This is a genomic window from Paraburkholderia tropica (assembly GCF_914484835.1).
Lineage (GTDB): Bacteria > Pseudomonadota > Gammaproteobacteria > Burkholderiales > Burkholderiaceae > Paraburkholderia > Paraburkholderia tropica_A.
The window spans coordinates 13,535-36,458 of the sequence record NZ_CAJZAR010000057.1 but is presented as its reverse complement, the minus strand read 5'-3'; the positions used below and the strand labels follow the sequence as shown (position 1 = coordinate 36,458).

The window sequence follows — 22,924 nt, the reverse complement described above, 5'->3', positions numbered from 1 at the left end:
GTAGGGGCGCATCATGACGCGCAAGATCGCTCAAATCCGCGCAAATTGCTTTCAACCACCGAGATAACCACGAGTCTCAATTCATGACGCAAGCCGATCCCGTCGCTCAAGCCGACCTCGCCGCGCACCGCACGCGCATCAAGCTGTGCGGGCTTTCGACGCCCGATGCGGTCGAGCGCGCGATCGACCTGGGCGCGGACGCGATCGGTCTCGTGTTCTATCCGCCGAGCGCGCGTTCGGTGAGCATCGCACAGGCTGTCGAGCTGACGCGCGACATTCCGCCGTTCGTTTCGGTGGTGGGCCTGTTCGTGAATCCCACGCCGCAATGGCTCAGCGAAGTGGCGAGCAACGTCTCGCTCACGCTGCTGCAATTCCACGGCGACGAAACGCCCGCGCAGTGCGAGTCGCTGGCGGCCGTTGCCGGTTTGCCCTGGTTGCGGGCGCTGCGAGTGGCGGCGGATACTCGGCAGACCGATTTGGTAGAATCGGCGAATAGTTATTCATCAGCCAGCGGCCTACTGTTCGACACGCACGTCGACGGCTACGGCGGCGGCGGGAAGGTCTTCGATTGGTCACTTATCCCCGCAGGGCTCGCGCGTCGGGCCGTTTTGAGTGGTGGCTTGAACGCGCAAAACGTCGGTGATGCGATTCGCCAGGTGCGTCCGTACGCCGTCGATGTCTCCAGTGGCATCGAGGTACCGGGCGCGAAGGGCGTGAAGGATCACGCCCGTATGGCGGCGTTCGTGCGCGCAGTGCGCGAAGCGGACGCGGGATAATTTCCTGGGCCGGCAAGCCCTTGCGCAAGGCAAGGCGCCCATCCGGCCAGAGCGAGTGACTTATGTACAATTTGCCCGATGAACGAGGCCATTTCGGCCAATATGGCGGCGTGTTCGCTGCCGAAACCCTCATGCAGGCGATCGACGAGCTGCGCGACGCCTACGCGAAATACAAAGACGATCCCGACTTCCGCGCCGAATATGAGCGCGAGTTGAAGCATTTTGTCGGCCGTCCGTCGCCGATCTATCACGCGCAGCGTTGGAGCGAGCTGGTTGGCGGCGCGCAGATCTATCTGAAGCGCGAAGACCTCAACCATACCGGCGCCCACAAGGTGAACAACGTGATCGGCCAGGCGCTGCTCGCCCGCCGCATGGGCAAGCCGCGCGTGATCGCCGAAACCGGCGCGGGCCAGCACGGCGTGGCCACGGCCACGATCGCGGCGCGCTTCGGCATGGAGTGCGTGGTCTACATGGGCGCGGAAGACGTGCGCCGTCAGGCCGCCAACGTCTACCGCATGAAGCTGCTGGGCGCGACGGTCGTGCCGGTCGAGTCGGGCTCGCGCACGCTCAAGGACGCGCTCAACGAAGCCATGCGCGACTGGGTCACCAACGTCGAAAACACCTTCTACATCATCGGCACCGTGGCGGGCCCGCACCCGTACCCGATGATGGTGCGCGACTTCCAGCGCGTGATCGGCGACGAATGCCGCGTGCAGATGCCCGAAATGACCGGTCGCCAGCCGGACGCCGTGATTGCGTGCGTTGGCGGCGGATCGAATGCGATGGGTATCTTTTATCCGTATATCGAGGATAGTTCGGTGCAGTTGATCGGCGTCGAGCCGGCCGGCGACGGCATGGAAACGGGCCGTCACGCGGCCTCGCTCGCGGCCGGCACGCCGGGCGTGCTGCACGGCAACCGCACCTATCTGCTGCAGGACGAGAACGGTCAGATCATCGAGACGCATTCGGTGTCGGCGGGCCTCGACTATCCGGGCGTCGGTCCCGAGCACGCGTGGCTCAAGGACAGCGGCCGCGCGCAGTACGTGACGATCGACGACGAGGAAGCGCTCAAGGCGTTCCACGACTGCTGCCGCATCGAAGGCATCATTCCGGCGCTCGAATCGAGCCACGCGCTCGCGTACGCCGCGAAGCTCGCGCCCACGCTGCCCAAGGACAAGGTTCTGCTGGTGAACCTGTCGGGCCGCGGCGACAAGGACATGCACACGGTCGCCGAGCGATCGGGCATCCAGTTCTAAGCGCCGGGAGCGACATCAGCGATGCGTGACGAGTTCGACGAGCCGACCTTGCCGGCCGCCGCAGGCGAGGCGGGCGAAATGAGCAGCCAGACGGCGGAGCAGGAAGCCGCCGCGGCGCTGGCTCATGCCGCCGCTTTGCCGACGGTACCGGTGGTGCCCGACGGCATCCGGCTCCTGAACCGCGATTTTCTGACCGATGCGGCGAACTTGCCCGATGCCTCGATCGATCTGATCGTCGCCGACCCGCCTTATGGGCTCGGCAAGGACTACGGCAACGACTCCGACATGCGTTCGGGCGAGGATTTTCTCGCCTGGACCTACGGGTGGCTCGATCTGGCGATTCCCAAGCTGAAAGCCAGCGGCTCGCTCTATGTGTTTTGCACGTGGCAGTACGCGCCCGAGATCTTCGTTTATCTGAAGTCGAAAATGACGATGATTAACGAGATCGTCTGGGATCGTCGCGTACCCAGCATGGGCGGCACGACCCGCCGCTTTACTTCCGTGCACGACAACATCGGTTTCTTCGCGGTTTCGAAGGATTACTACTTCGATCTCGATCCCGTCCGCATCCCGTACGATGCCGCCACGAAGAAGGCGCGTTCGCGCAAGTTGTTCGAAGGCAGCAAGTGGCTGGAGCTCGGCTACAACCCCAAGGACGTCTGGTCCGTCTCGCGGCTGCATCGTCAGCACGCGGAACGTGTCGATCATCCGACCCAGAAGCCCCTGGAAATCGTCGAGCGCATGGTGCTCGCGAGCTGCCCGCCGGGCGGCCGCGTGCTGGACCCGTTCATGGGCAGCGGCACCACGGCAGTCGCTTGCGCGCGTCAAAAGCGCGAATTCGTCGGCTATGAAATCAACGAAAGTTACTGCGCGATCGCGCGCGAACGCGTGAGCGCGGCAGCTGCCGCGCCTGCGTCCGCTGCCCGCGCCACGGCTGTCGCGGCCGGCGCCTGAGGCGCCGCCGCCGCCGTCGGCCTGCGACGCGCGGTCTCCATTGAGATTGAGGACCCTGAAATGTCCCGCATCAAAACCACGTTCGAGGCGCTCGCCGCCGCCAGCAAGAAAGGCCTGATCCCGTTCATGACGGCAGGCGACCCCGATCCGGCCCGCACGGTCGAATTCATGCACGCGCTCGCCGCCGGCGGCGCCGACGTGATCGAACTCGGCGTGCCGTTCTCGGACCCGATGGCCGACGGCCCGGTGATCCAGCAGGCGTCGGAGCGCGCGCTCGCGAAGGGCGTCACGCTCAAGAGCGTGCTGGCCGACGTCAAGCGCTTCCGCGAAACCGACAACGCCACGCCCGTCGTGCTGATGGGTTATGCCAACCCGATCGAGCGCATGGGCGCCGACGCCTTCGCGGCCGCCGCGAAGGACGCGGGCGTGGACGGCGTGCTGGTGGTCGACTATCCGCCCGAGGAATCGGTGGAGTTCGCCGCGAAGATGAAGGCGGCCGACATCGATCCGATCTTCCTGCTCGCGCCCACGTCCACCGACGCGCGCATCGCCGAAGTGGGCCGCGCGGCCAGCGGCTACGTCTATTACGTCTCGCTCAAGGGCGTGACGGGCGCGGCCAATCTGGACGTCGCGAGCATCGCGAGTAAAATCCCGGCGATCAAGGCGCGCGTGCCGCTGCCGGTCGGCGTGGGCTTTGGCATTCGCGACGCGCAAACCGCCGCCGCGGTGGCCGAAGTGTCCGACGCCGTGGTGATCGGCAGCCGCATCGTCACGCTGCTCGAACAGGCGCCCGCCGACACTGCGGCCGAGGCGCTCACGCAGTTCATCGCGGGTATTCGCGCGGCGCTCGACGCGCTGTCGGACAACGCGAAATGAGAGTGCTGTAAAATCCACTTTTCGCCATGCGCGGTCGGGGTCGGAACCCGGTCGGTTTTACCGGTCGGGTCAGCTCGATCCGCCGCGCCCGCGCATCACGAAGGTCAAGGAAGAAAATATGAGCTGGCTCGATAAACTGCTGCCGCCCAAGATCAAGCAAACCGATCCGAAAAGCCGCAAGAGCATTCCGGAAGGTCTGTGGATCAAGTGCCCGAAGTGCGAAGCGGTCCTGTACCGCAACGACGTCGAGGCGAACCTCCACGTCTGCCCGAAGTGCGACCACCACATGCGCATCAACGCGCGCGAGCGCCTGGACGGCCTGCTCGATCCGGAAGGCCGCTATGAAATCGGCCAGGAAATCGTTCCGGTCGACGCGCTGAAGTTCAAGGACAGCCGCAAGTACCCCGATCGCATCAAGGAAGCGATGGACGACACGGGCGAAACCGACGCCATGGTCGTCATGGGCGGCGCGATCCACACGCTGCCGTGCGTGGTCGCCTGCTTCGAGTTCGCGTTCATGGGCGGCTCGATGGGTTCGGTGGTCGGCGAGCGTTTCGCACGCGGCGCGCAGACCGCGCTCGAGCAGCAAGTGCCGTTCATCTGCTTCACCGCTTCGGGCGGCGCGCGCATGCAGGAAAGCCTGCTGTCGCTGATGCAGATGGCCAAGACCACGGCCATGCTGACCAAGCTGTCGGAAGCCAAGCTGCCGTTCATCTCGGTGCTGACCGACCCGACCATGGGCGGCGTCTCGGCGAGCTTCGCGTTCCTCGGCGACGTGGTGATCGCCGAACCGAAGGCGCTGATCGGCTTCGCCGGCCCGCGCGTGATCGAGCAGACGGTGCGTGAAAAGCTGCCGGAAGGCTTCCAGCGCGCGGAATTCCTGCTGACGAAGGGCGCCATCGACATGATCGTCGACCGCCGCAAGCTGCGTGAGGAAATCGCCCAGCTCATGGCGCTGATGCAGCGCCAGCCGGCCGACGCCGTGGCGTAAAAACCGCCGTCATCCGCACTCAAGCCAACGCGCCGCGAGCGAAAGCAAGCGGCGCGTTGTCATTTCCGCGATAATGCCGTTCTTTCGTGGCGGATCGTTCGCGCGAGATCGCGGTCGAATGGTGGATGTTCGATTTTGCGGCGCGCGCGGGCAGGCCGTCGCGGTGCACGTCCGCTGTCGTTCGCGCGGTTTTTGCGCACCGTTGTTCCGCACAGCTTTCCGGCTTCCATTCGAATCGTTTCACATCGCGTATTCATGAGCACTTTTCCCACCCTCGACGCGTGGCTCACGCATCTCGAAACCGCGCACCCGGTCGGCATCGACATGGGTCTTGCCCGCATCACCCAGGTCAAGGAAGCGCTGAACCTCCAGTTCGAGTGCCCGATCTTCACCGTCGGCGGCACGAACGGAAAGGGCTCGACCTGCGCGATCCTCGAAACGATTCTGCTCAAGGCCGGTTATCACGTGGGCTGCCACACGTCGCCGCATCTGCTCGCGTTCAACGAGCGCGCGCGCATCGACGGCGAGCAGGCCAGCGACGCTGACCTGCTGCCGCACTTCGAGGCCGTGGAAGCCGCGCGCAACGCGCTGCCCACGCCGGTCTCGCTCACGTACTTCGAGTTCACGACGCTCGCGATCATGCATCTGTTCGCCTCGCGCGGGCTCGATGCGGTGATCTTCGAAGTGGGTCTCGGCGGCCGTCTCGACGCGGTGAACGTGCTCGACGCCGACTGCGCGATCGTCACGAGCATCGACCTCGACCACACCGAATATCTCGGCGACACGCGCGAGAAGATCGGCTTCGAAAAGGCCGGCATCTTCCGCGCGGGCAAGCCCGCGATCTGCTCGGACCCGCTGCCGCCGCAAACGCTCATCGACCATGCTGAGTCGATCGGCGCCGATCTGTGGCTCTTTGGCCGCGATTTCCGCTTCGAAGGCTCGCCGGGCAGCGAGCGCCAGCAATGGAGCTATGTGGGCCGCGCGCAACGCCGCTCGGCGCTGGCGTATCCGGCGCTGCGCGGCGCGAATCAGCTGATCAATACCTCGGCGGCGCTGGCCGCGCTCGAAGCCATGCGCGACCGCGTGCCGGTTTCGGCGCAGGACATCCGCCTCGGTCTCGCGAACGTCGAGCTGCCGGGCCGCTTCCAGGTGCTGCCGGGCAAGCCCGCGATCATTTTCGACGTCGGTCATAATCCGCACGCCGCCGCCGTGCTCGGGCAAAATCTCGGCAGCATGGGCTATTTTCCGTACACTTACGCGGTATTTGGCGCCATGCGCGACAAGGACATCGCCGGCGTGATCGGCCACCTGAAGGGCGAAATCGACCACTGGTGCGTCACCGATCTGCCGCTGCCGCGCGCGGCGTCCGCGCAACAGCTCGAAGACGCGCTGCGCGAGGCCGGTGTGGAAGACAGCGCCGACAGCAGCATCACGCATTACGAATCGCCCGCCGCAGCATTTCAAGATGCGCTAAAACGAGCGACTGAAAATGATAGAATTATTGTTTTCGGGAGTTTCTTGACTGTCGCCGGCGTCATGGCCTGGCGAAAGTCACAGCAGCACTGAACGCGCGGCGAACCTACGCCACCACGGCAAGCACCACGCAGACAGGCAAAAGCAGCCATACATGGGAATTTTCTCGTTCGGCAAGAAAGACGAAGCGCCCCGCCGACGCGGCGCCGATGCCGGCTCCAGCCGACGGAGCAGCCAGAACACGCGCGTTGAGCGGCGCAGCCGCCGCACGGACCGGTCCGCCGACGCCGAAGCCATGCTCCTCGATCCCACCCTGCCGGAGAAGCAGCGCGCGCGCCGCCGCCTGGTGGGTGCGATCGCGCTGGTGCTGGCCGCCATCGTGATCCTGCCGATGGTGCTCGACTCCCATCCGAAGCCCGTCACCGACGACATCGCGATCGACATTCCGAGCCATCCCGCGTCCAGGGGGCCCGCGGCCTCCGCGCGCGATGACGACGACACGCAAGCCGGCGTTGCGCCCGACAATCCGCCCGCGCCGGGCGCGTCGGGTCTCGCCGCGGCGTCCGCGCCCGCAGCCGCGCCCGCTGTGAAGGCGCCGGCCACGCAGACCGCACAAAGCGCGCCGGCCAAGGCCGCGCCCGCGCCGACGCAAGCCCAACAGCAAACCGCACAAGCCGCACCCGCAGCACAGGCCCAGCCGAAACCGGCGGCCAAGCCCGCGCAACCGGCCGCGAACGACACGAAAACCGCCGCCAACAGCGACGAATCCGGCGCGCCCGCCGCGCCGCCTGGCGCGCGTTTCGCGGTGCAGCTCGGCGCGTTCAGCAGCGAAGCGGCCGCGAATAAATGGGTCACGAAGTTGAAAGCCGCGGGCGTACCCGCATATACCGAACAACGTAAGGATGCCGACGGCACGACGCGCACATTGCTGCGCGCCGGCCCGTTCGCCGACCGCGCGGCCGCCACGGAGGCGATCGCGAAAGTGCGCGGCGCGGGCCTGACGGCCGGTTCGAACGCGAACGCGGAATAAGCCGCCGATGTTCACGGCATTCGACTACGCTGTAATGGCGGTGATCGGTTTGTCCGCGCTGCGCGGTGCGTGGCGCGGATTCATCGGCGAAATTTTTGGCCTGATCGGCTGGATCGCGGCGTTTATCGTGGCGTGCCGCTACGTGGACCGCGTGGTGCCCTGGATTCCGGCGAACCTGCCGGGCCATGCGCTGACCCAGTGGCTGATCGCCTTCGCGCTGATCGTGATCGGCGTGGTGCTCGTGGCCGGCGTGGCGAATGCGCTGCTCGGCCGGTTGGTGCAGGTGAGCGGATTGTCCGGCGTGGACCGTTCGCTCGGGTTGTTGTTCGGCCTCGCGCGAGGCGTCGTGCTGGTGCTGATTCTCGTCGTCCTTGCCGGACTGACCGAGCTGCCCCAGCAGGACTTCTGGCGCAACGCGCTGCTGCGGCCGTATGCCGTGCAGGGCGTGCACGAACTGAAACCCATGTTGCCCGATACGCTCGCGGCCTACGTTCACGTCTGATCATCTGCTGATCGGTGTGTGACAGGGCCCGGGTTGTCAGGCGGCGCTGCTTCGCGGCGTACCGGCCGGATTCGTTCGGCCGCCGCGATCCGACTGTTCGCGAGCTGTTACCGATTTCGCTTTTTTGAAGGACCTGCCATGTGCGGCATCGTAGGCGTAGTTTCCCGCTCTCCCGTCAACCAGCTCCTCTATGACGCGCTGCTGCTCCTGCAGCATCGCGGTCAGGACGCGGCCGGCATTGCCACCGCGAACGGCAGCACGTTCCACCTGCATAAGGCCAACGGCATGGTGCGCGACGTGTTCCGCACGCGCAACATGCGTAGCCTGCCCGGCACCTGCGGCATCGGCCAGGTGCGTTACCCGACGGCCGGCTCGGCGTCGAGCGAAGAAGAAGCCCAGCCGTTCTACGTGAACGCGCCGTTCGGCCTCATCCTCGCCCACAACGGCAATCTCACCAACTGGCAACAGTTGAAGGAAGAGATGTTCCGCGTGGACCGCCGCCACGTGAACACGAACTCCGACACGGAAGTGATGCTCAACGTGCTCGCGCACGAAGTGCAACTCGCGACCACCGGTCTGCAACTCGATCCGGCCGCGCTGTTCAAGGCGGTCTCGGGCGTGCACCGCCGCGTGCGCGGCTCGTACGCGATCGTTTCGCTGATCGCGGGCTACGGTCTGCTGGCGTTCCGCGACCCGTTCGGCATCCGTCCGCTGTGCATCGGCAAGATCGAAACGCCGGAAGGCACGGAATGGATGGTGGCGTCGGAGTCGGTGGCGCTCGAAGGCATCGGTTTCGAATTCGTGCGCGACGTGGAGCCGGGCGAAGCGGTGTTCATCGACTTCGACGGCAACCTGCATTCGCAGCAATGCGCCGAGAAGCCGAAGCTCAACCCCTGCATCTTCGAACTCGTTTATCTCGCGCGTCCTGACTCGGTGCTCGACGGCGTGCCGGTCTACAACGCGCGTCTGCGCATGGGCGACTATCTCGCGGAGAAGATCCAGCGCGAACTGCCCGACGTGAAGATCGACGTCGTGATGCCGATTCCCGATTCGTCGCGCCCCGCTGCGATGCAGGTGGCGAACAAGCTCGGCGTGGAATACCGCGAAGGCTTCTTCAAGAACCGCTACGTGGGCCGCACCTTCATCATGCCGGGCCAGGCGATGCGCAAGAAGTCGGTGCGCCAGAAGCTCAACGCGATGGGCATCGAGTTCAAGGGCAAGAATGTCCTGATCATCGACGACTCGATCGTGCGCGGCACGACCTCGCAGGAAATCGTGCAGATGGCGCGCGATGCGGGCGCGACCAAGGTGATCTTCGCCTCGGCGGCGCCGCCGGTGAAATTCCCGAACGTCTACGGCATCGACATGCCCACGCGCGGCGAACTCGTCGCGCATGGCCGCACGGACGAAGAAGTCGCGCGCATCATCGGCGCCGATTACCTCGTGTATCAGGACGTGGAAGCGCTCAAGCAGGCCGTGCGCGACATCAATCCGGCGATCGAGGAATTCGAGGCATCGTGCTTCGACGGCGAGTACATCACCGGCGACATCACGAGCACCTATCTCGACAAGATCGAAACGGCGCGCCTCGCGCCGCAGGCCCAATCCGACCGCGACGCTGCCAGCGACGCGCAGGACGGCGGCTCGCGCTCGCAGCTGCATCTGCAACTGTCGGTCGAGTGAGATGTGCGACGGGAAACGCCTGCGCGTTTCCCGTGTTAGCATGTGGGCTTGCGTCGATTTGATCTCAGCTTGCGGACGCGGGGCAACCCAAAACAGCTAAAGCGAACGGTGCAGCATTGGCCGCCGCTCATTTGCTACAGCGCCCCCGAATTCCCGAAAAGCCCGCTTCTGCCGACGCAAAGCGGGCTTTTTTGCGCCTGCGCGCGCCGCGCGCGGGCCTGAAACACGGTTCTGGCTACGGAAAACACGAACATGGACGACAACCTCAACTTCGACACGCTGGCAGTTCGCTCGGGCACGCTGCGCAGCGAGTTCAACGAACATTCGGAAGCGCTCTATCTGACGTCGAGCTTCTGTTTCGGCAGCGCCGCCGAAGCCGCCGATCGCTTCAAGAACTCGGAAACGGGCTACACCTACGCACGCTTCACGAACCCGACCGTCACCATGTTCCAGGACCGCCTGGCCGCGCTCGAAGGCGGCGAGGCGTGCATGGCCACGGCATCGGGCATGGCCGCGATCATGTCGGTGGTGATGTCCGCGTTGCAGCAGGGCGATCACATCGTCAGCTCGCAGAGCATCTTCGGCTCGACGCTCGGCATGTTCTCGCAGATCTTCAGCAAGTTCGGCATCACGACCACCTTCGTCGATCCCACCGATCTCGACGCGTGGAAAAACGCCGTGCGCCCTGAAACGAAGATGTTCTTCCTCGAAACGCCGTCGAATCCGCTGACCGAAGTCGCCGACATCGCGGCCGTCAGCAAGATCGCGAAGGAAGCGGGCGCGCTGTTCGTCGTCGACAACTGCTTCTGTAGCCCGGCGCTGCAGCAGCCGCTCAAGCTCGGCGCCGACGTGGTGATGCACTCGGCCACCAAGTTCCTCGACGGCCAGGGCCGCGTGCTCGGCGGCGCGCTCGTGGGCTCGAAGCAGTTCATCATGGAGAAGGTGTTCCCGTTCGTGCGCAGCGCAGGCCCGACGCTTTCCGCGTTCAACGCGTGGGTGCTGCTCAAGGGCATGGAAACGCTGTCGCTGCGCGTGGAAAAGCAGTCGGCCAACGCGCTCGAAATCGCGCGCTGGCTGGAGGCGCATCCGTCGGTCAAGCGCGTCTACTATCCGGGTCTCGCCTCGCATCCGCAGCACGAACTGGCGATGCGCCAGCAGAAGGCGGGCGGCGCGATCGTCTCGTTCGAAGTGAAGGGCGACACGCCCGAGGAACAGCGCGCGAACGCGTGGCGCGTGATCGACAACACCAAGGTGTGCTCGATCACCGGCAATCTCGGCGACACGCGCACGACGATCACGCACCCGGCCACCACGACGCACGGCCGCATTACGCCGGAAGCGCGCGCGGCGGCGGGCATCACCGAAGGGCTGATCCGCCTGGCCGTGGGCCTCGAAGATCCGCAGGACGTGCGCAGCGATCTCGCGCGCGGCCTCGGTCAGTGAGCGCGTCATGACCGTCATCCGCGGATTGTTCGTCTATCCCGTGAAGTCGTGCGGCGCGATCGCGCTCGATCGCGCGCAGCTCGACACGAAGGGCCTGGAGTGGGATCGCCACTGGATGGTGATCGACGCGAACGGCCGCTTCGTTTCGCAGCGCGAATACGCGGCGATGGCGCGCATCGTGCCGGCGTTCGCGCAAGACGGCGTGCGCCTCACGATGGACGGCGTGGCGGGCGATCTGCTGCTGCCGTTCGCGCCGCGCGGCGGCGAGGCGCGTGTGCAGGCCACGGTCTGGGGCGACAGCTTCGAAGCGCTCGACGAAGGCGACGAAGCCGCGCACTGGTTCTCGCAGGCGCTCGGCGTGCCGGTGCGGCTCGTGCGTTTCGCGCACGACGTCACGCGTCTCGCGAGCAGGAAGTGGACGAACGACGAAGCGGTGCCCACGCAGTTCGCCGACGGCTTCCCGATTCTCGTGACGAGCGAGTCGTCGTTGGCGGACCTCAACGCGCGTCTCGCGGCGAAGGGCGCGCCTGCGGTGCCGATGAGCCGCTTTCGTCCGAACATCGTGGTCGACGGCGGCGAGGCGTTCGACGAGGACTTCATCGATACGCTGTCGATCGAAGGCGAGAGCGGGGCGGAAGAAGTCGTGCTGCGTTTCGTGAAGCCGTGCGCGCGCTGCCCGATCACGACGATCGATCAGCTCAGCGGCGAGCGCGACGCGCAGTGGCCCGCCGAGCCGCTCGACACCTTGCAGACCTTCCGCGTGGATGCGCGCGTGGACGGCGGCCTCACGTTCGGCCAGAACGCGATGGTCGTGGCGGGCGCGGGCGCGCGTCTCGCGGTGGGCGCGCAGGCGCAGTGGGAATATCGCTTCGAGTGAAGCCGATGTGATTGAAGCGGTAAGCGAGGCAGTAAGCGAGGCAGTAAGCGAGGCAGTAAGCGAAGCGCGCGCCGCTCAATGCGGCAGCGCGCGCCACTGTCCTGGCGCGAGCCCGAAGCGCCGCGTGAACGCGTGCGTGAAGGCGCTCTGATCGCCGAAACCGACTTCGAGCGCGATGTCGGCGAGCGTATGGCGCGGATCGGCGAGCAACGTGACGGCTGTATCCAGACGCAGCCGTTGCAGATAGCGATGCGGTGTTTCGCCGAACGCTTCGATAAATAACTGATGAAAGCGCCGCATGCCGAAGCCGCAATGCGCAGCCAGATCGGCGATACGCAGCGGCTGCGCAAGATGCGCGCGCAGCCAGCGGTCGATGCGCGCGAAGTCGAGACCTGCGGCGGCGTCGAAGGCATCATTGCCGGCGATGCCGGTTTGCGAGAGCATCGCGGCGCACAGGCGCGCCGAGGCGTCCCAGTGAAAGCGCCGCGCGCGCATCTCGTCGTTTTGCGGCAGCGAGGCGGGCGGCGAAGCGGACGTAGCGGACGAAACCGACGTAGCCGCACCCGCAAGCACAGCGCGCTGCGCGATCTGGCGCACGAGCGCCGCGAACGCGGGATCGATGCGCACGGCGCGCGCCGCGTTGAACAGCCGCTCGGGTACCGCGAGCGAGGCCGCGGGCAAATCGAGCACGAGTTGGCGGTTTTCGCCGATGCCCGCATAGTCGTGCCGCGCGCCGGCCGGAATCAGCCACGCGGAGCACTGGTCGATGCGCTCGCCCACGCCGCCCACCGTCATCTCCATCGAACCGTCGAGACCGAGCACGATCTGGTGAAAGTCGTGCAGATCGGTTTCCTCGATGGCCCCGTACTGGCGCAGCTCGACGCCGGGCGCGGTAACGGGCGAATGATGATGCGGATTCATCGTGGCGAAGGCGTGGGCGCGCGATGCCGACGCGCTTAGACGTCGAGCAGTTCCACTTCGAACACGAGCGTGGCGTTCGGCGGAATCACGCCGCCCGCGCCGCGCACGCCGTAGCCGAGTTGCGGCGGGATCGTGAGCTTGCGCACGCCGCCGACCTTCATGCCCTGCACGCCTTCGTCCCAACCCTTGATGACCATGCCGCCGCCCAGCACGAAGGCGAACGGGTCGTTACGGTCCTTGCTCGAATCGAACTTCTGGCCGTCCGTCAGCCAGCCGGTGTAGTGCACGCTGACGGTCTGGCCGGCGGTGGCTTCTGCGCCGGTGCCTTCGGTCAGGTCCTCGTACTTGAGGCCGGATGCGGTGGTCACGATAGACATGAAAGACTCCTGAATCGGAAAGGGTAAAAACGGTATTGTAGGCGGTTTGCAGGTTGCGCAGAGGGCCCAGGCGAGCGGGACGCAAACCTGCCCGCAAGCGCGGCGGTGGCGGGCATGGCGCATGCGCGCCGTCCGGCGCGCTGCTGCCTGCCTATAATGGGCCTGGCCGGACCGGCAGAACACGGCCCCCCGCAGCGGGCGAAAGAAGAGGAATCCGATGGCGTCGACTTCACACTCCCCTACCGAACGCACGGCGCGCCTGTGCGCCGAAGCCGCGCGCTTCATGCGCGATCACGTGCTGTCGCGCGTGTCGCACGATTTGCGCAGCCCACTGAACGCGATCCATAGCTGGGCCTACGTGCTCGAACGCAAGATCGACAGCGCCGACGCCGCCGCGCAGCGCGCGCTGGCGGGCATCCGCACGGGCGTCGAGCAACAGGTTCATCTGCTTGAAACGCTCGTCGATACGACCCGCGCCGAAACCCGCAAGCTCGCGATCGAGCGCGCGCCGTTTGCGTTCGGCCCGCTCGTCGACGAAGCCCTGAACGACGCACGCATCGCGCTCGGCGACGCACGCGGCGTGAACTACACGGTGCAAGGCGTGCCTGCCGATGCGGCGGCGGGCTTCGAAGCCGACCGCGAGCGCCTCGCGCAGTCGCTCTGGCTGATGTTGGTGTTCGCGGCGGAAACCAGCGCCCAGGGTGCGCAGATCGCGCTGAACGTGAGCGCGACGGCCACGGCGGCCCAGTTCGAGGTGCAGTGGACCGCAAGCCCGCAGACGCTGACCGACGACGCGCTGCCGCACGCGCTCGAAGCATTCGCGCGCGCCCAGGCGGCCGAGCCGCAGGAAGCGGGGCGCGCCGCGTGGGTGCTCTCGCTGTGTCAGCGCGTGGCGGAGGCGCACGGCGGCCGTTTCGAGGCGCAGCCGCTCGTGGCGGGCGAGGCGGCGACGCTTACGCTCAGCGTGTCGGCCAACGGCGGCTGAACCCCACACTCCCTCAACCGCAGGGCCGCCGCGCGCGGCCCGCTTCGCGTCATATGTAACGGCATCGGAGCTGCATCAAGATCGCCGGCGCGCGGGATGGCCGAATCGCCCGCCATCGCCTTACAGGCCGCTTGCACCCCTTATACTGATCGCTTCGTTTTCTGGAGCCTTATCTCTTGATGCAGGTTATCGCCCTGATCGGCGCGCTGTTCCTCGTTGCCCTCAACGGTTTCTTCGTCGCGGCCGAATTCGGTCTGGTCAAGCTGCGCGCCACGCGCGTGCAAAGTCTCGCCGAGCAATACGGCATGCGCGGGCGGCTGCTCGCCAAGGTCCACGGCCAGCTCGACGCCTATCTGTCCGCGTGCCAGCTCGGCATCACGCTCGCCTCGCTCGGCCTTGGCTGGATCGGCGAGCCCGCGTTCGCGCAGCTGCTCGAACCGGTGTTCGACATCGTCGGCATCCGCTCGCCCGAGCTGATTCACGGCATCTCGCTCGTGTTCGCGTTCACGGTCATCTCGTTCCTGCACATCGTGGTGGGCGAGCTTGCGCCGAAGTCGCTCGCGATCCGCCAGGCGGAAAAGATCTCGCTGTGGTGCGCCGCGCCGCTCTACGGCTTCTACTGGACGATGTATCCGGCGATCTGGGCCCTCAATTCGAGCGCGAACGCCGTGCTGCGGCTCGCGGGCCTGTCGTCGGAACACGGCACCGAAGCCCATTATTCGACCGACGAACTCAAGCTGATCCTGCGCAGCCGCCGCGCCGCCGCGCAAGCGGAGGCCGACGCGCACGCGAACGGTCACGCGCAAGGCCACACGCAAGGCCAGAGCGCTCCGGCAAGCGGTCACGCGAATGCCCACGCGCAGGCGCGATCGCCGCGCCGTTCGCAGGCGTCGCTCGCGCAGACGGCGAACAACTGGAGCGCCGACGAGTGGAACGCGCTCGCGCATTCGCTCGACTTCTCGCGCCTCACGGTCTCCGACCTCATGCGTCCCACGCACGAAATGGTGGGCCTGCGCCGCGACGTGCCGCTCAAGGACAACATGCAGATCGTGGCGCGCCATCGCTTCAGCCGCTATCCGCTGTTCGAGGACGGGACCGGCGAGGAGGTCGTCGGCCTGATTCACCTGAAGGATCTGCTGCTCGCGCGCGAAGCCGGTCACGCGCTCGACGACCTCGGCAAGTTCGTGCGTCCGGTGCAGTACGTGAAGCCCGAAACGCCCGCGCTCGCGCTGTTCCGGCGCTTTCGCAAGGGCGCGCCGCATTTCGCGCTGGTGGGCCGCAAGGGCCAGCGGCCGAATGGTTTTCTCACGCTCGACAATCTGCTCGGCGCGCTGGTCGGCCAGATTCACGACGAATTCCATCAGGCCGATACCGACTGGACCCGCATGGACGACGGCACGCTGATGGGCCGCGGCAGCCTGCCGGTGGTGTCGCTCGAACAGGCGCTCGGCATCGATATCGACGAAGGCCGCGCCGAATCGGTCGGCGGCCTCGTGATTCATGCGCTCAACGATCTGCCGACCGAAGGTCAGCGCGTGTCGTTCGACCGCTTCGATATCGTCGTGAAGAAGATGAAGGGGCCGCGCATCGTGCTCGTGCGCGTGTATCCGAAGGATCTCGAAGACGAGGGCGGTTAAGCGGCGTCGTTGAGTGGCGTCCTCAAGCGTCTTCGCGCGTGAGATTCGACAACACGGCCACGGGCAGCGCGGCGAGCGCGTCGCGCAGATACAGCACGGGTTCCTGAGCATCGCGCGCAGCCGTGTGCGACGCATCGCTGAGCCAGTCGTGGAGCGTCATGTCCGCGCACGCTTTCGGCAGCACCACGGCGGTGTCGTCCCAGCGGTCGGGCGCGACGAGCGGCGTGTCGCCGTCGAGCAGCGCCGCCGCGTGGCGTGTGCCGATCACGATGGCCCACGCCTCGCCGTGGCGGCGCGCGAACGCAATCGCCTGCGCGGCCCGCGCGCCGCGCACTTCCAACGGCACATAATCCCCTTCCCGCAGCAGCCCCGGCGCGCGAGCGCGTAGCGCGAGCACGCGCTGGATCGTCGCCTGCTTCACGCGCGCGTCGCGCCACTGCGCGAGCTTCGCGGCGGGCGCGGCGTCGTCGAGCGCGGCCGAACGCTGCGCGTAATCGACGGGCCGCCGGTTGTCGGGATCGACGAGACTCCAATCCCAGAACTCGGTGCCCTGATACAGATCGGGCACGCCCGGCGAGGTCAGACGCAGCACGGTCTGCAACAGCGTATTGACGGCCCCGGCGGGCGCCACGCGCGCAACGAATGCCGCGAGCGCGTGCAGAAACCCTTCGCGGCGCTGCGGCGCGAGAATGTCGAACAGAAATGCCTGGCAGTCCGACTCATAGGCTTCGTCGGGCACGAGCCAGTTGGTGCGCAGCTTCGCTTCGCGCAGCGCCTTCAACTGCCATTGCGCGACGCGTTCGGCGAGCGCGCGCACGCCGGCTTCGTCGCCGGGATCGAGATCGGGCGGCCAGCAGCCCACCAGCGTCTGATAAAGCATCGCCTCCGCCGTGGGGCCGGGCGACCATTGCGCGGGCGGCGCGGCGTCGTTGCGGCGCTGCGGCTGATTGAGCGTCGACCACGCGCGTAAGGTCGCGCTCCACTCCGGCGCGATCTCGCTGAGCACGGCGAGGCGCGCGCGTACGTCTTCGCCGCGCTTGTGATCGTGCGTGGCGGTCGTGAGCAGCGCGTAGGGCACGTGGCGCTGGCGCAGGTGGTTGGCCGCGTGGAAGTCGGCGGCGCTCAGCGAGAAGTCGTCGGGATCGGCGCCCACTTCGTTGCGCGAAAGCAGCCGTCCGTAGCGATACAGCGCGGTGTCCTCCGTGGCCTTGGCCGCGAGCGGCGCGGTCAGTTGCGAGAACAGCGCGAGCGCGGTGCGCTGCGCGATCAGCGCATGACTGAGCGGCACAGGCGCGCTGCTTTGCGCGGTGTTTTTCTGCGGGCCTCGGGCGGCGTTCTTCGCGTGCTGAGCGTGCTGAGCGTTCTGCGTGTTCTGTGCAGAGCCGCCGTTGGCGGCTTCAGGGCGCGGGCTCTTGTTGCCATTGCCGCTCGCCGCATCGGGCGCGCGCGCGCCGAGCCACGCATCGACCTGATCGAGCGCGAGGCGGCTCGCGCTCGGCAAGGCCTCGCGCGCCGCTTCCAGCGCGACGCCGAAGTAGCGGTTGTCGGTCGCGCCGCGCAAGCCGTTGACCGGATAGATGCGGTAGACGGGGAAGTGCATCGCGAGTTGCGCCGCGACGCGATGCACGGCCGCGTAAGTGAAGTCGCGCGTGCCCGGCTGTTCGCGCGCAATCCGATGCAGCGCGCGCGCCGCGTGATCGAGTTCGGCGGCCAGATACGCGGCCAGCATCTCGCGCCGCGCGTCGAGCGCCACGCGTGCGAACGGCGCGTCGTCGCCCGAGATCGCGGCCCAGGTCTCGGCGAGCGGCGCGGCGCCCGCGGGATCGTGCAGCAGCGCGCCCACGTCGTTCATGAAGTCGTAGCCGGTCGTGCCCTGCACGGGCCAGTCGTCGCGCAGCGCCTCGCCGCGCGCGAGAATCTTCTCGACGACGATATACGGCACCGTGGCGCGCAGCGAAGCGAGCCGCTGGCGCAGCCGGTCGCAATACTCGCGCGGATCGGCGAGCCCGTCGATATGGTCGATGCGCAGGCCGTCGATCACGCCGTCGGCGTACAGGCGAAACACGAGCTTGTGCACGGCTTCGAACACGTCGTGCCGCTCGACGCGCACGCCCGCGAGCGCGGTCACGTCGAAGAAGCGCCGCCAGTTCACTTCGTCGGTGGCGGTGCGCCACCACGCGAGCCGAAAATGCTGACGCTCCAGCAGCCGATGCAGCTTGTCGCGCGGCACCGGATCGAGGCTTGCATAGGATTCCAGAGCAAATTCGATCGCATCGGTGCCTTCGCGCTCGACGAAGGCGCGCAGTGCATCGCGCGCGGCGCTCGCGCGGGTCTGATCGTCGGGCTGCGTGGTGATGCCCTGGAACGCGTTGGCGAGCGTGCTGAGATCGGCGCGGTCGGCCGATTGCAGGATCGCGGCGTAATCGGTCGGGCAGATCGGGCAGACGTGCGGGCCGTACTGCACGTAGAAGCGCGCGTCGGCGGCGTCGAATTTCAGTTCGATGCGGCCCGCCGCGAGTTCGTCGCCGTATTGCGCGCCGAGGAAGGGCATCAGCACCTTGCCGCGCAGCGCGGGGTCGGGCGAGTGCCAGTCCACGTCGAAATAGCGCGCGTAGGCGCTGTGTCGCCCCCATTCGAGGATGTCGCGCCACCAGGCGTTGTGCGCGCCGCCCACGCCCATGTGGTTCGGCACCAGATCGACGATCAGGCCCATGCCGCGCGTGTGCGCCGCGTCCGCGAGACGCCGCAGCGCCGCTTCGCCGCCCAGTTCCGCGCTCACGGTCTGATAGTCGACCGTGTCGTAGCCGTGCATCGAACCGGGCTGCGCGGTCGTGATCGGCGAGAGATAGAGATGGCTCACGCCGAGCGCGGCGAAGTAGTCGAGCTGCGCGAGCGCGTCGTCGAGAGTGAAGCCGTGGTGGAGCTGCAGGCGCAGCGTCGCGCGGGGTAGTGTCATGGCGTGGGCGGACCGGAGAGCGTGGCGTCGGTGGGGGCGTCGTTGGCGCTTTCGTTGGCGATCTTGTCGGCGATTTCAGCCGATACCGGCGCCGTTTCGCGTGCGTGCGCGATCGTGCTCACGCGTTGCGCGACGGCGGCGTCGGTGTAAAGCGCATCGACGGGCAAGGGCAGGCGCTGACGCCAGTTCGGATGCTCGTCGATCGAGCCCGGCAGATTCGGCTGATCGACGAGGCCGAGCAGATCTTCGAGCGGGCAGGTCACAAGCGGGCTCGCGCTCGCCGCCACGTAGCCGAGCGCGCCCGCGATCGGCAGCGCGTCGAGCGGCGCGTCGGACGGCGGCGTGGCGGCATCGCGCGGCGTGAAGCCCGTGTCTTGCAGCGCGCGCCAGAGCGCGTCGCGGTCGGCGGCGCGTTGCGCGTGTTCGAGCGCGACAGGATCGCGTCCGTCCGCGCGCGGCAAGGTCTGGCCGATGCGGTTGCGCCAGTCGATATCGGCGCCGCGCCACCAGCCCGCCACGGTCGGCAGATCGTGCGTGGTAGTGGTCGCCACGCCGTGCGGATCGTAGCGCGCGGGCGCGAGAAAACCGCCGCCCTCGCGCTCGAACCACAGCACGCGAATGCCGTAGAGCGCGTGCGACGCGAGCCGTTCGCGCAGCCCCGGCGGCACGGTGCCGAGATCCTCGCCGATCACGATCGCGCGATGCCGCCACGATTCGAGCGCGATCAGACGCACGAGGTCGTCGAACGGATAACGCAGATACGCGCCGTGTTTCGCGCTTTCGCCTTCGGGCACGAGCCACAGGCGGCGCAAGCCGAGAATGTGGTCGATGCGCACGCCGCCCGCGTGGGCGAACGCGGCGCGCAGCATGTCGATGAAGGCGCGAAAGCCGGTGTTGTGCATCGCGCGCGGCGAGAACGTCGTGAGGCCCCAGCTTTGTCCGGCCTGATTGAAGATGTCGGGCGGCGCGCCCACCGAGACGCGCTGCAGCATGTCCTGCGGCAGCGACCACGCATGCGAGCCCGCGCCGTCGCAACCCACCGCGAGATCGGCGACGAGGCCGATCGACATGCCCGCTTCGCGCGCCTCGCGTTGCGCACGCGAAAGCCCTTCGGCGGCGAGCCATTGCAGGAAGCAATGAAAGTCCACTTCGCGGCGATGCTCGGTCGCGAAAGTCGCGACGGCCGGGCTGCGCGGATCGCGCAGCGCCTCGGGCCAGTCGCGCCAGTGGCGCAGGCCTTCGGGGCCGCTGAGCATCGCGGCCTGCAGCGCCTCGAAGCGCGCGTGATCGTCGAGCGCCTGGCCGCCGCGCGCGCAGAACGCGTCGAAGGCGGCGGCGCGCGGCGAGCCGCTGCTGCGTTCGTCGGCGTCGAAGCGGTCGAACAGCACGCGCAGGATCTTGAGCTTGAGCGGCTGCGCGCCTAGCCAGTCGATCTGCGGCAGCGCTTCGAGTTCGCGCCAGGCGTCCTGCGCTTGCGCGGCGACGATGGCGTCGTGTGCTGCCTGCGCGCCGAACACGGCCGCCGGATCGATATGCGCGACGTTGAGCCAGAGCCGTGACGACGGCGCATACGGGCTGAAATGCCCCGCCTGGGCGCTGAACATCGCGTGCGTGGGACTGACCGCGACCGCCTGCGCGCCGCGTTGTGCGCTCTGCGTCGCGAGTGTGGCCAGCGCGCTGTAGTCGCCGATGCCGCCGTCGCCATTACGTCGGAGTCCGTACAATTGGGCGGCGACGCCCCAGAGCGGCGGCACGCGCGAATCCGCGCCGCGATGCGCGCGCCACGCGTCACCGACGCGCCAGCAATGCGGCGGCGCGACCGCAATCGTCAGACGATGATCGTTGACCGTGAGCGTGTGATAGCCGGGCTCGGAGAGCGGCGCGAGCAGCGCGGGCTCGCCCTTCGGCATCGTGAAGCGGCCTTCGATATGCGCGCCGTTTTCCAGATCGATGCGATAGTGGCTGCCCGAGCGCACCGCCGACGGCGGCAATTCGATCGCGCTTTCGTATTCGGCGGTGATGAGCGGCGGCAGACGCCGCGTCGATTGTTCGGCGTTCAGTTGCGAGGCGCTGTGGCGCAGCTGCGTGGCGTTCGCGCAGGGCAGGCCCGCGCATTCGAGCAGCGCGGCGAGCGTGCTGTCGGGCACGCGCTGCATGACGCCGTGCGCGTCGGACCATTCGACCTCGAAGCCCGCACGGCGCGCGAGGGCTTCGAGCGTTTCGCTGCGGCGCGCGGTGCTCATGCCTGCGGCTCCTCGCGGCGGACTGCGCGCGCGTCGTGATGCAGCGCGTACTCGGGCACGTCGCCGGTCAGCCAGGCGAGGCAGGCGTTCTCGGGCAGCACGCCGTTATCGGCGAGATCGCGCGCGCGCGGCGGCGTTTCGAACACGACCATGCCCTCTGGCGCACGATCGAGACGTACGCATTCCTGGCCGAGATTCAGCGCGATCGTGTAGATCTCGCCGTCGTCGAGACGCCAGCGCGCGATCAGCGCCTCGCGGCCCGTCGTGGCGCCGTCGCCGCGTTCGTCGGCGAGCACGGTCGCGCCGAGCGCGCGCGCGTGGCGCAGGCGCGGCATCAGCAGACGCGCGCGCACCGCGAGCGCCGACTTGTAGAAGTGCATCCAGTCGAGCCGGTCGCCTTCGAGCGGCGCATCGGCGGGCGGCGAGGAGTTTTCAAACGTGCGCGCGTCGTTCGGATCGGGAATCTGCTCGCGCCGCGCTTCGTCGGTGAACGCGCTGAAGGCCTTGAATTCGCGGCGGCGGCCTTCGCGGACCGCATCGGCGAGATCGCCTTCGAAGGCCGTGAAAAACTGGAACGGCTGCGTCGAGCCGTATTCCTCCTCCATGAACAGCAGCGGAATCTGCGGCGACAGCAGCAGCAAGGCCGTGGCCGCACGCAGCGCGTCGTCGTTGCCGGCGAGCGTGCGCAGACGGTCGCCGAATGCGCGGTTGCCGATCTGATCGTGGTTCTGCAGGAACATCACGAACGAGGTGGGCGACAGATGCGCGCTCGGTTCGCCGCGCGGCTGGCCGTCGTGTACCGGCGATGGGTCGCCCTGATACGCGAAGCCTTCGCCGAGCACGCGCGCGAGCTGCGCGATGGGATGGTCGGCGAACGCGCGGTAATAGCCTTCCGATTCGCCGGTCAGCATCACGTGCAGCGTGTGATGCGCGTCGTCGTTCCATTGCGCGGTGAAATGCGTCTCCAGCAGATTCGCTTCGTTGTGCTCGTTTTCGAGCACGAGATGGACGTGCCGGCCCGGCTCCACGCGCGCGCGCACGTGGTCGGCGAGTTCGCGCAGCCAGTCGGGATTCTCGATCGCGTGCACGGCGTCCAGACGTAGTCCGTCGAAGCGATATTCGTTGAGCCAGTAGAGCGCGTTGTCGCTGTAGAAGTCGCGGACTTCGGGGCGCTCGAAGTCGAGCGCGTCGCCCCACGGCGTGCGTTTTCCGGCCTTGAAAAAGGGCTTCGCGTAGTGGCCGAGCCAGTTGCCGTCCGGGCCGAAGTGGTTGTAGACCACGTCGAGCAGCACCTGCAGGCCGTGGCCGTGCGCGGCGTCGATCAGCGCCTTGAGTTCGTCGGGCGTGCCGTAGGCCGCGTGCGGCGCGTAGGGCAGCACGACGTCGTAGCCCCAGCCGCGTTCGCCGGGGAAGTCGTTCAGCGGCATCAATTCGATTGCGGTGACGCCGAGTTCCGCGAGCGCGGGCAGACGGTTCATCACGCCCGCGTAGCCGCCGAGCGCGCCTACGTGCAGCTCGTAGAGCACGGTTTCTTCCCACGGGCGGCCTTGCCAGTACGCGTGCCGCCAGGCGAACGCGCGCGCGTCGACGATTTCGCTCGGGCCGTGCACGCCTTGCGGCTGAAAACGCGAAGCGGGGTCGGGCACGAGTTGTTGTCCATCGATGCGATAACGATAGAGCGTGCCGGGCGCGCACGGCGCCTGCGCCTCGAACCAGCCGTTATGCGAGGGCGTCATGTCGAGCGGCGCGCTGGCCGCGCTGCCGTCGGCGTTTTCGAACACGATCTGCACCGAGCCGCACGACGGCGCCCAGAAGCGAAAGCGCGTATGCGGATTGCCGGGCGCGGCGCCGGTCAACTGCGCGCCGAACGGCAGGCAGTGCGAGTAGTGGCGGATGAGCGAATCCTGCGAAAGCGGGGACATGGCCGATTCCTGTAGCAGATTC

General features: G+C 67.4%; 19 protein-coding genes. 13 read left to right on the top strand and 6 right to left on the bottom strand.

Translation table 11 applies throughout. The features are described from left to right. Positions 1–83 precede the first annotated feature (83 nt). The 5 genes from LDO54_RS19575 to accD all read left to right on the top strand — a co-directional run bounded on the left by LDO54_RS19575 (position 84) and on the right by accD (position 4,853). Positions 84–776 carry a phosphoribosylanthranilate isomerase gene (locus LDO54_RS19575; RefSeq protein WP_224012337.1) on the top strand — a complete coding sequence of 231 codons (693 nt, stop codon included), beginning with the start codon at positions 84–86 and terminating at the stop codon, positions 774–776. A gap of 62 nt (positions 777–838) precedes the next feature. Continuing rightward, entirely contained in the window at positions 839–2,032 is a 1,194-nt protein-coding gene (gene trpB, locus LDO54_RS19570) for a tryptophan synthase subunit beta (protein ID WP_224012336.1), read from the top strand. Positions 2,033–2,053: 21 nt separating this feature from the next. Further along, complete coding sequence (locus LDO54_RS19565) at positions 2,054–2,986, top strand: DNA-methyltransferase (protein WP_224012335.1); 933 nt, start codon at positions 2,054–2,056, stop codon at positions 2,984–2,986. A gap of 60 nt (positions 2,987–3,046) precedes the next feature. After that, positions 3,047–3,862, top strand: a complete 816-nt coding sequence (gene trpA / locus LDO54_RS19560) for a tryptophan synthase subunit alpha (RefSeq protein ID WP_224012334.1) — start codon at positions 3,047–3,049, stop codon at positions 3,860–3,862. Positions 3,863–3,980: 118 nt separating this feature from the next. Further along, positions 3,981–4,853, top strand: coding sequence for an acetyl-CoA carboxylase, carboxyltransferase subunit beta (gene accD / locus LDO54_RS19555; protein WP_224012333.1), 873 nt, complete (start codon positions 3,981–3,983; stop codon positions 4,851–4,853). A 19-nt stretch (positions 4,854–4,872) separates the two neighbouring features. Here the strand turns inward: accD and LDO54_RS19550 are convergent, their stop codons facing one another. Further along, positions 4,873–5,097, bottom strand: coding sequence for a hypothetical protein (locus LDO54_RS19550; RefSeq protein WP_224012332.1), 225 nt, complete (start codon positions 5,095–5,097; stop codon positions 4,873–4,875). An 11-nt stretch (positions 5,098–5,108) separates the two neighbouring features. Here LDO54_RS19550 and folC point away from each other — a divergent pair, with 11 nt between their 5' ends. The 6 genes from folC to LDO54_RS19520 all read left to right on the top strand — a co-directional run bounded on the left by folC (position 5,109) and on the right by LDO54_RS19520 (position 11,861). Next, positions 5,109–6,419 (top strand): bifunctional tetrahydrofolate synthase/dihydrofolate synthase, encoded by a 1,311-nt coding sequence (gene folC / locus LDO54_RS19545; RefSeq protein ID WP_224012331.1) that lies wholly within the window; start codon positions 5,109–5,111, stop codon positions 6,417–6,419. A 61-nt stretch (positions 6,420–6,480) separates the two neighbouring features. Beyond that, positions 6,481–7,356, top strand: coding sequence for an SPOR domain-containing protein (locus LDO54_RS19540; protein ID WP_224012330.1), 876 nt, complete (start codon positions 6,481–6,483; stop codon positions 7,354–7,356). 7 nt (positions 7,357–7,363) lie between these two features. Next, positions 7,364–7,858 (top strand): CvpA family protein, encoded by a 495-nt coding sequence (locus tag LDO54_RS19535; RefSeq protein WP_224012329.1) that lies wholly within the window; start codon positions 7,364–7,366, stop codon positions 7,856–7,858. 138 nt (positions 7,859–7,996) lie between these two features. Next, positions 7,997–9,541, top strand: coding sequence for an amidophosphoribosyltransferase (gene purF, locus LDO54_RS19530; protein ID WP_224012328.1), 1,545 nt, complete (start codon positions 7,997–7,999; stop codon positions 9,539–9,541). Between the two features lie 252 nt (positions 9,542–9,793). Beyond that, positions 9,794–10,984 carry an O-succinylhomoserine sulfhydrylase gene (locus tag LDO54_RS19525; protein WP_224012327.1) on the top strand — a complete coding sequence of 397 codons (1,191 nt, stop codon included), beginning with the start codon at positions 9,794–9,796 and terminating at the stop codon, positions 10,982–10,984. 7 nt (positions 10,985–10,991) lie between these two features. After that, positions 10,992–11,861 carry an MOSC domain-containing protein gene (locus LDO54_RS19520; protein WP_224012326.1) on the top strand — a complete coding sequence of 290 codons (870 nt, stop codon included), beginning with the start codon at positions 10,992–10,994 and terminating at the stop codon, positions 11,859–11,861. 75 nt (positions 11,862–11,936) lie between these two features. On the opposite strand, the gene LDO54_RS19515 is transcribed toward LDO54_RS19520, so the two are convergent. Together LDO54_RS19515 and LDO54_RS19510 are read right to left on the bottom strand one after the other, a co-directional pair. Further along, positions 11,937–12,782, bottom strand: a complete 846-nt coding sequence (locus LDO54_RS19515; RefSeq protein WP_224012325.1) for a helix-turn-helix domain-containing protein — start codon at positions 12,780–12,782, stop codon at positions 11,937–11,939. Between the two features lie 35 nt (positions 12,783–12,817). Next, a complete protein-coding gene (locus tag LDO54_RS19510) occupies positions 12,818–13,159 on the bottom strand; it encodes an FKBP-type peptidyl-prolyl cis-trans isomerase (RefSeq protein ID WP_065059993.1) in 342 nt (113 codons plus the stop codon). A 217-nt stretch (positions 13,160–13,376) separates the two neighbouring features. Between LDO54_RS19510 and LDO54_RS19505 the strand changes: the two genes are divergently transcribed. Then, positions 13,377–14,144, top strand: a complete 768-nt coding sequence (locus LDO54_RS19505; protein ID WP_224012324.1) for a sensor histidine kinase — start codon at positions 13,377–13,379, stop codon at positions 14,142–14,144. Positions 14,145–14,320: 176 nt separating this feature from the next. Further along, positions 14,321–15,781, top strand: a complete 1,461-nt coding sequence (locus LDO54_RS19500) for a hemolysin family protein (RefSeq protein ID WP_224012323.1) — start codon at positions 14,321–14,323, stop codon at positions 15,779–15,781. A gap of 22 nt (positions 15,782–15,803) precedes the next feature. On the opposite strand, the gene treY is transcribed toward LDO54_RS19500, so the two are convergent. Genes treY through treZ form a run of 3 tightly spaced genes read right to left on the bottom strand, consistent with a single transcriptional unit; the run spans position 15,804 to position 22,902 of the window. Further along, positions 15,804–18,737, bottom strand: coding sequence for a malto-oligosyltrehalose synthase (treY, locus tag LDO54_RS19495; protein WP_224012322.1), 2,934 nt, complete (start codon positions 18,735–18,737; stop codon positions 15,804–15,806). Beyond that, positions 18,734–20,980 (bottom strand): 4-alpha-glucanotransferase, encoded by a 2,247-nt coding sequence (gene malQ / locus LDO54_RS19490; RefSeq protein ID WP_224012321.1) that lies wholly within the window; start codon positions 20,978–20,980, stop codon positions 18,734–18,736. The genes treY and malQ overlap by 4 nt, the downstream gene beginning before the upstream one ends. Continuing rightward, positions 20,977–22,902 (bottom strand): malto-oligosyltrehalose trehalohydrolase, encoded by a 1,926-nt coding sequence (treZ, locus tag LDO54_RS19485; RefSeq protein WP_224012320.1) that lies wholly within the window; start codon positions 22,900–22,902, stop codon positions 20,977–20,979. Before treZ ends, malQ begins: the two co-directional genes overlap by 4 nt. Positions 22,903–22,924 lie beyond the last annotated feature (22 nt).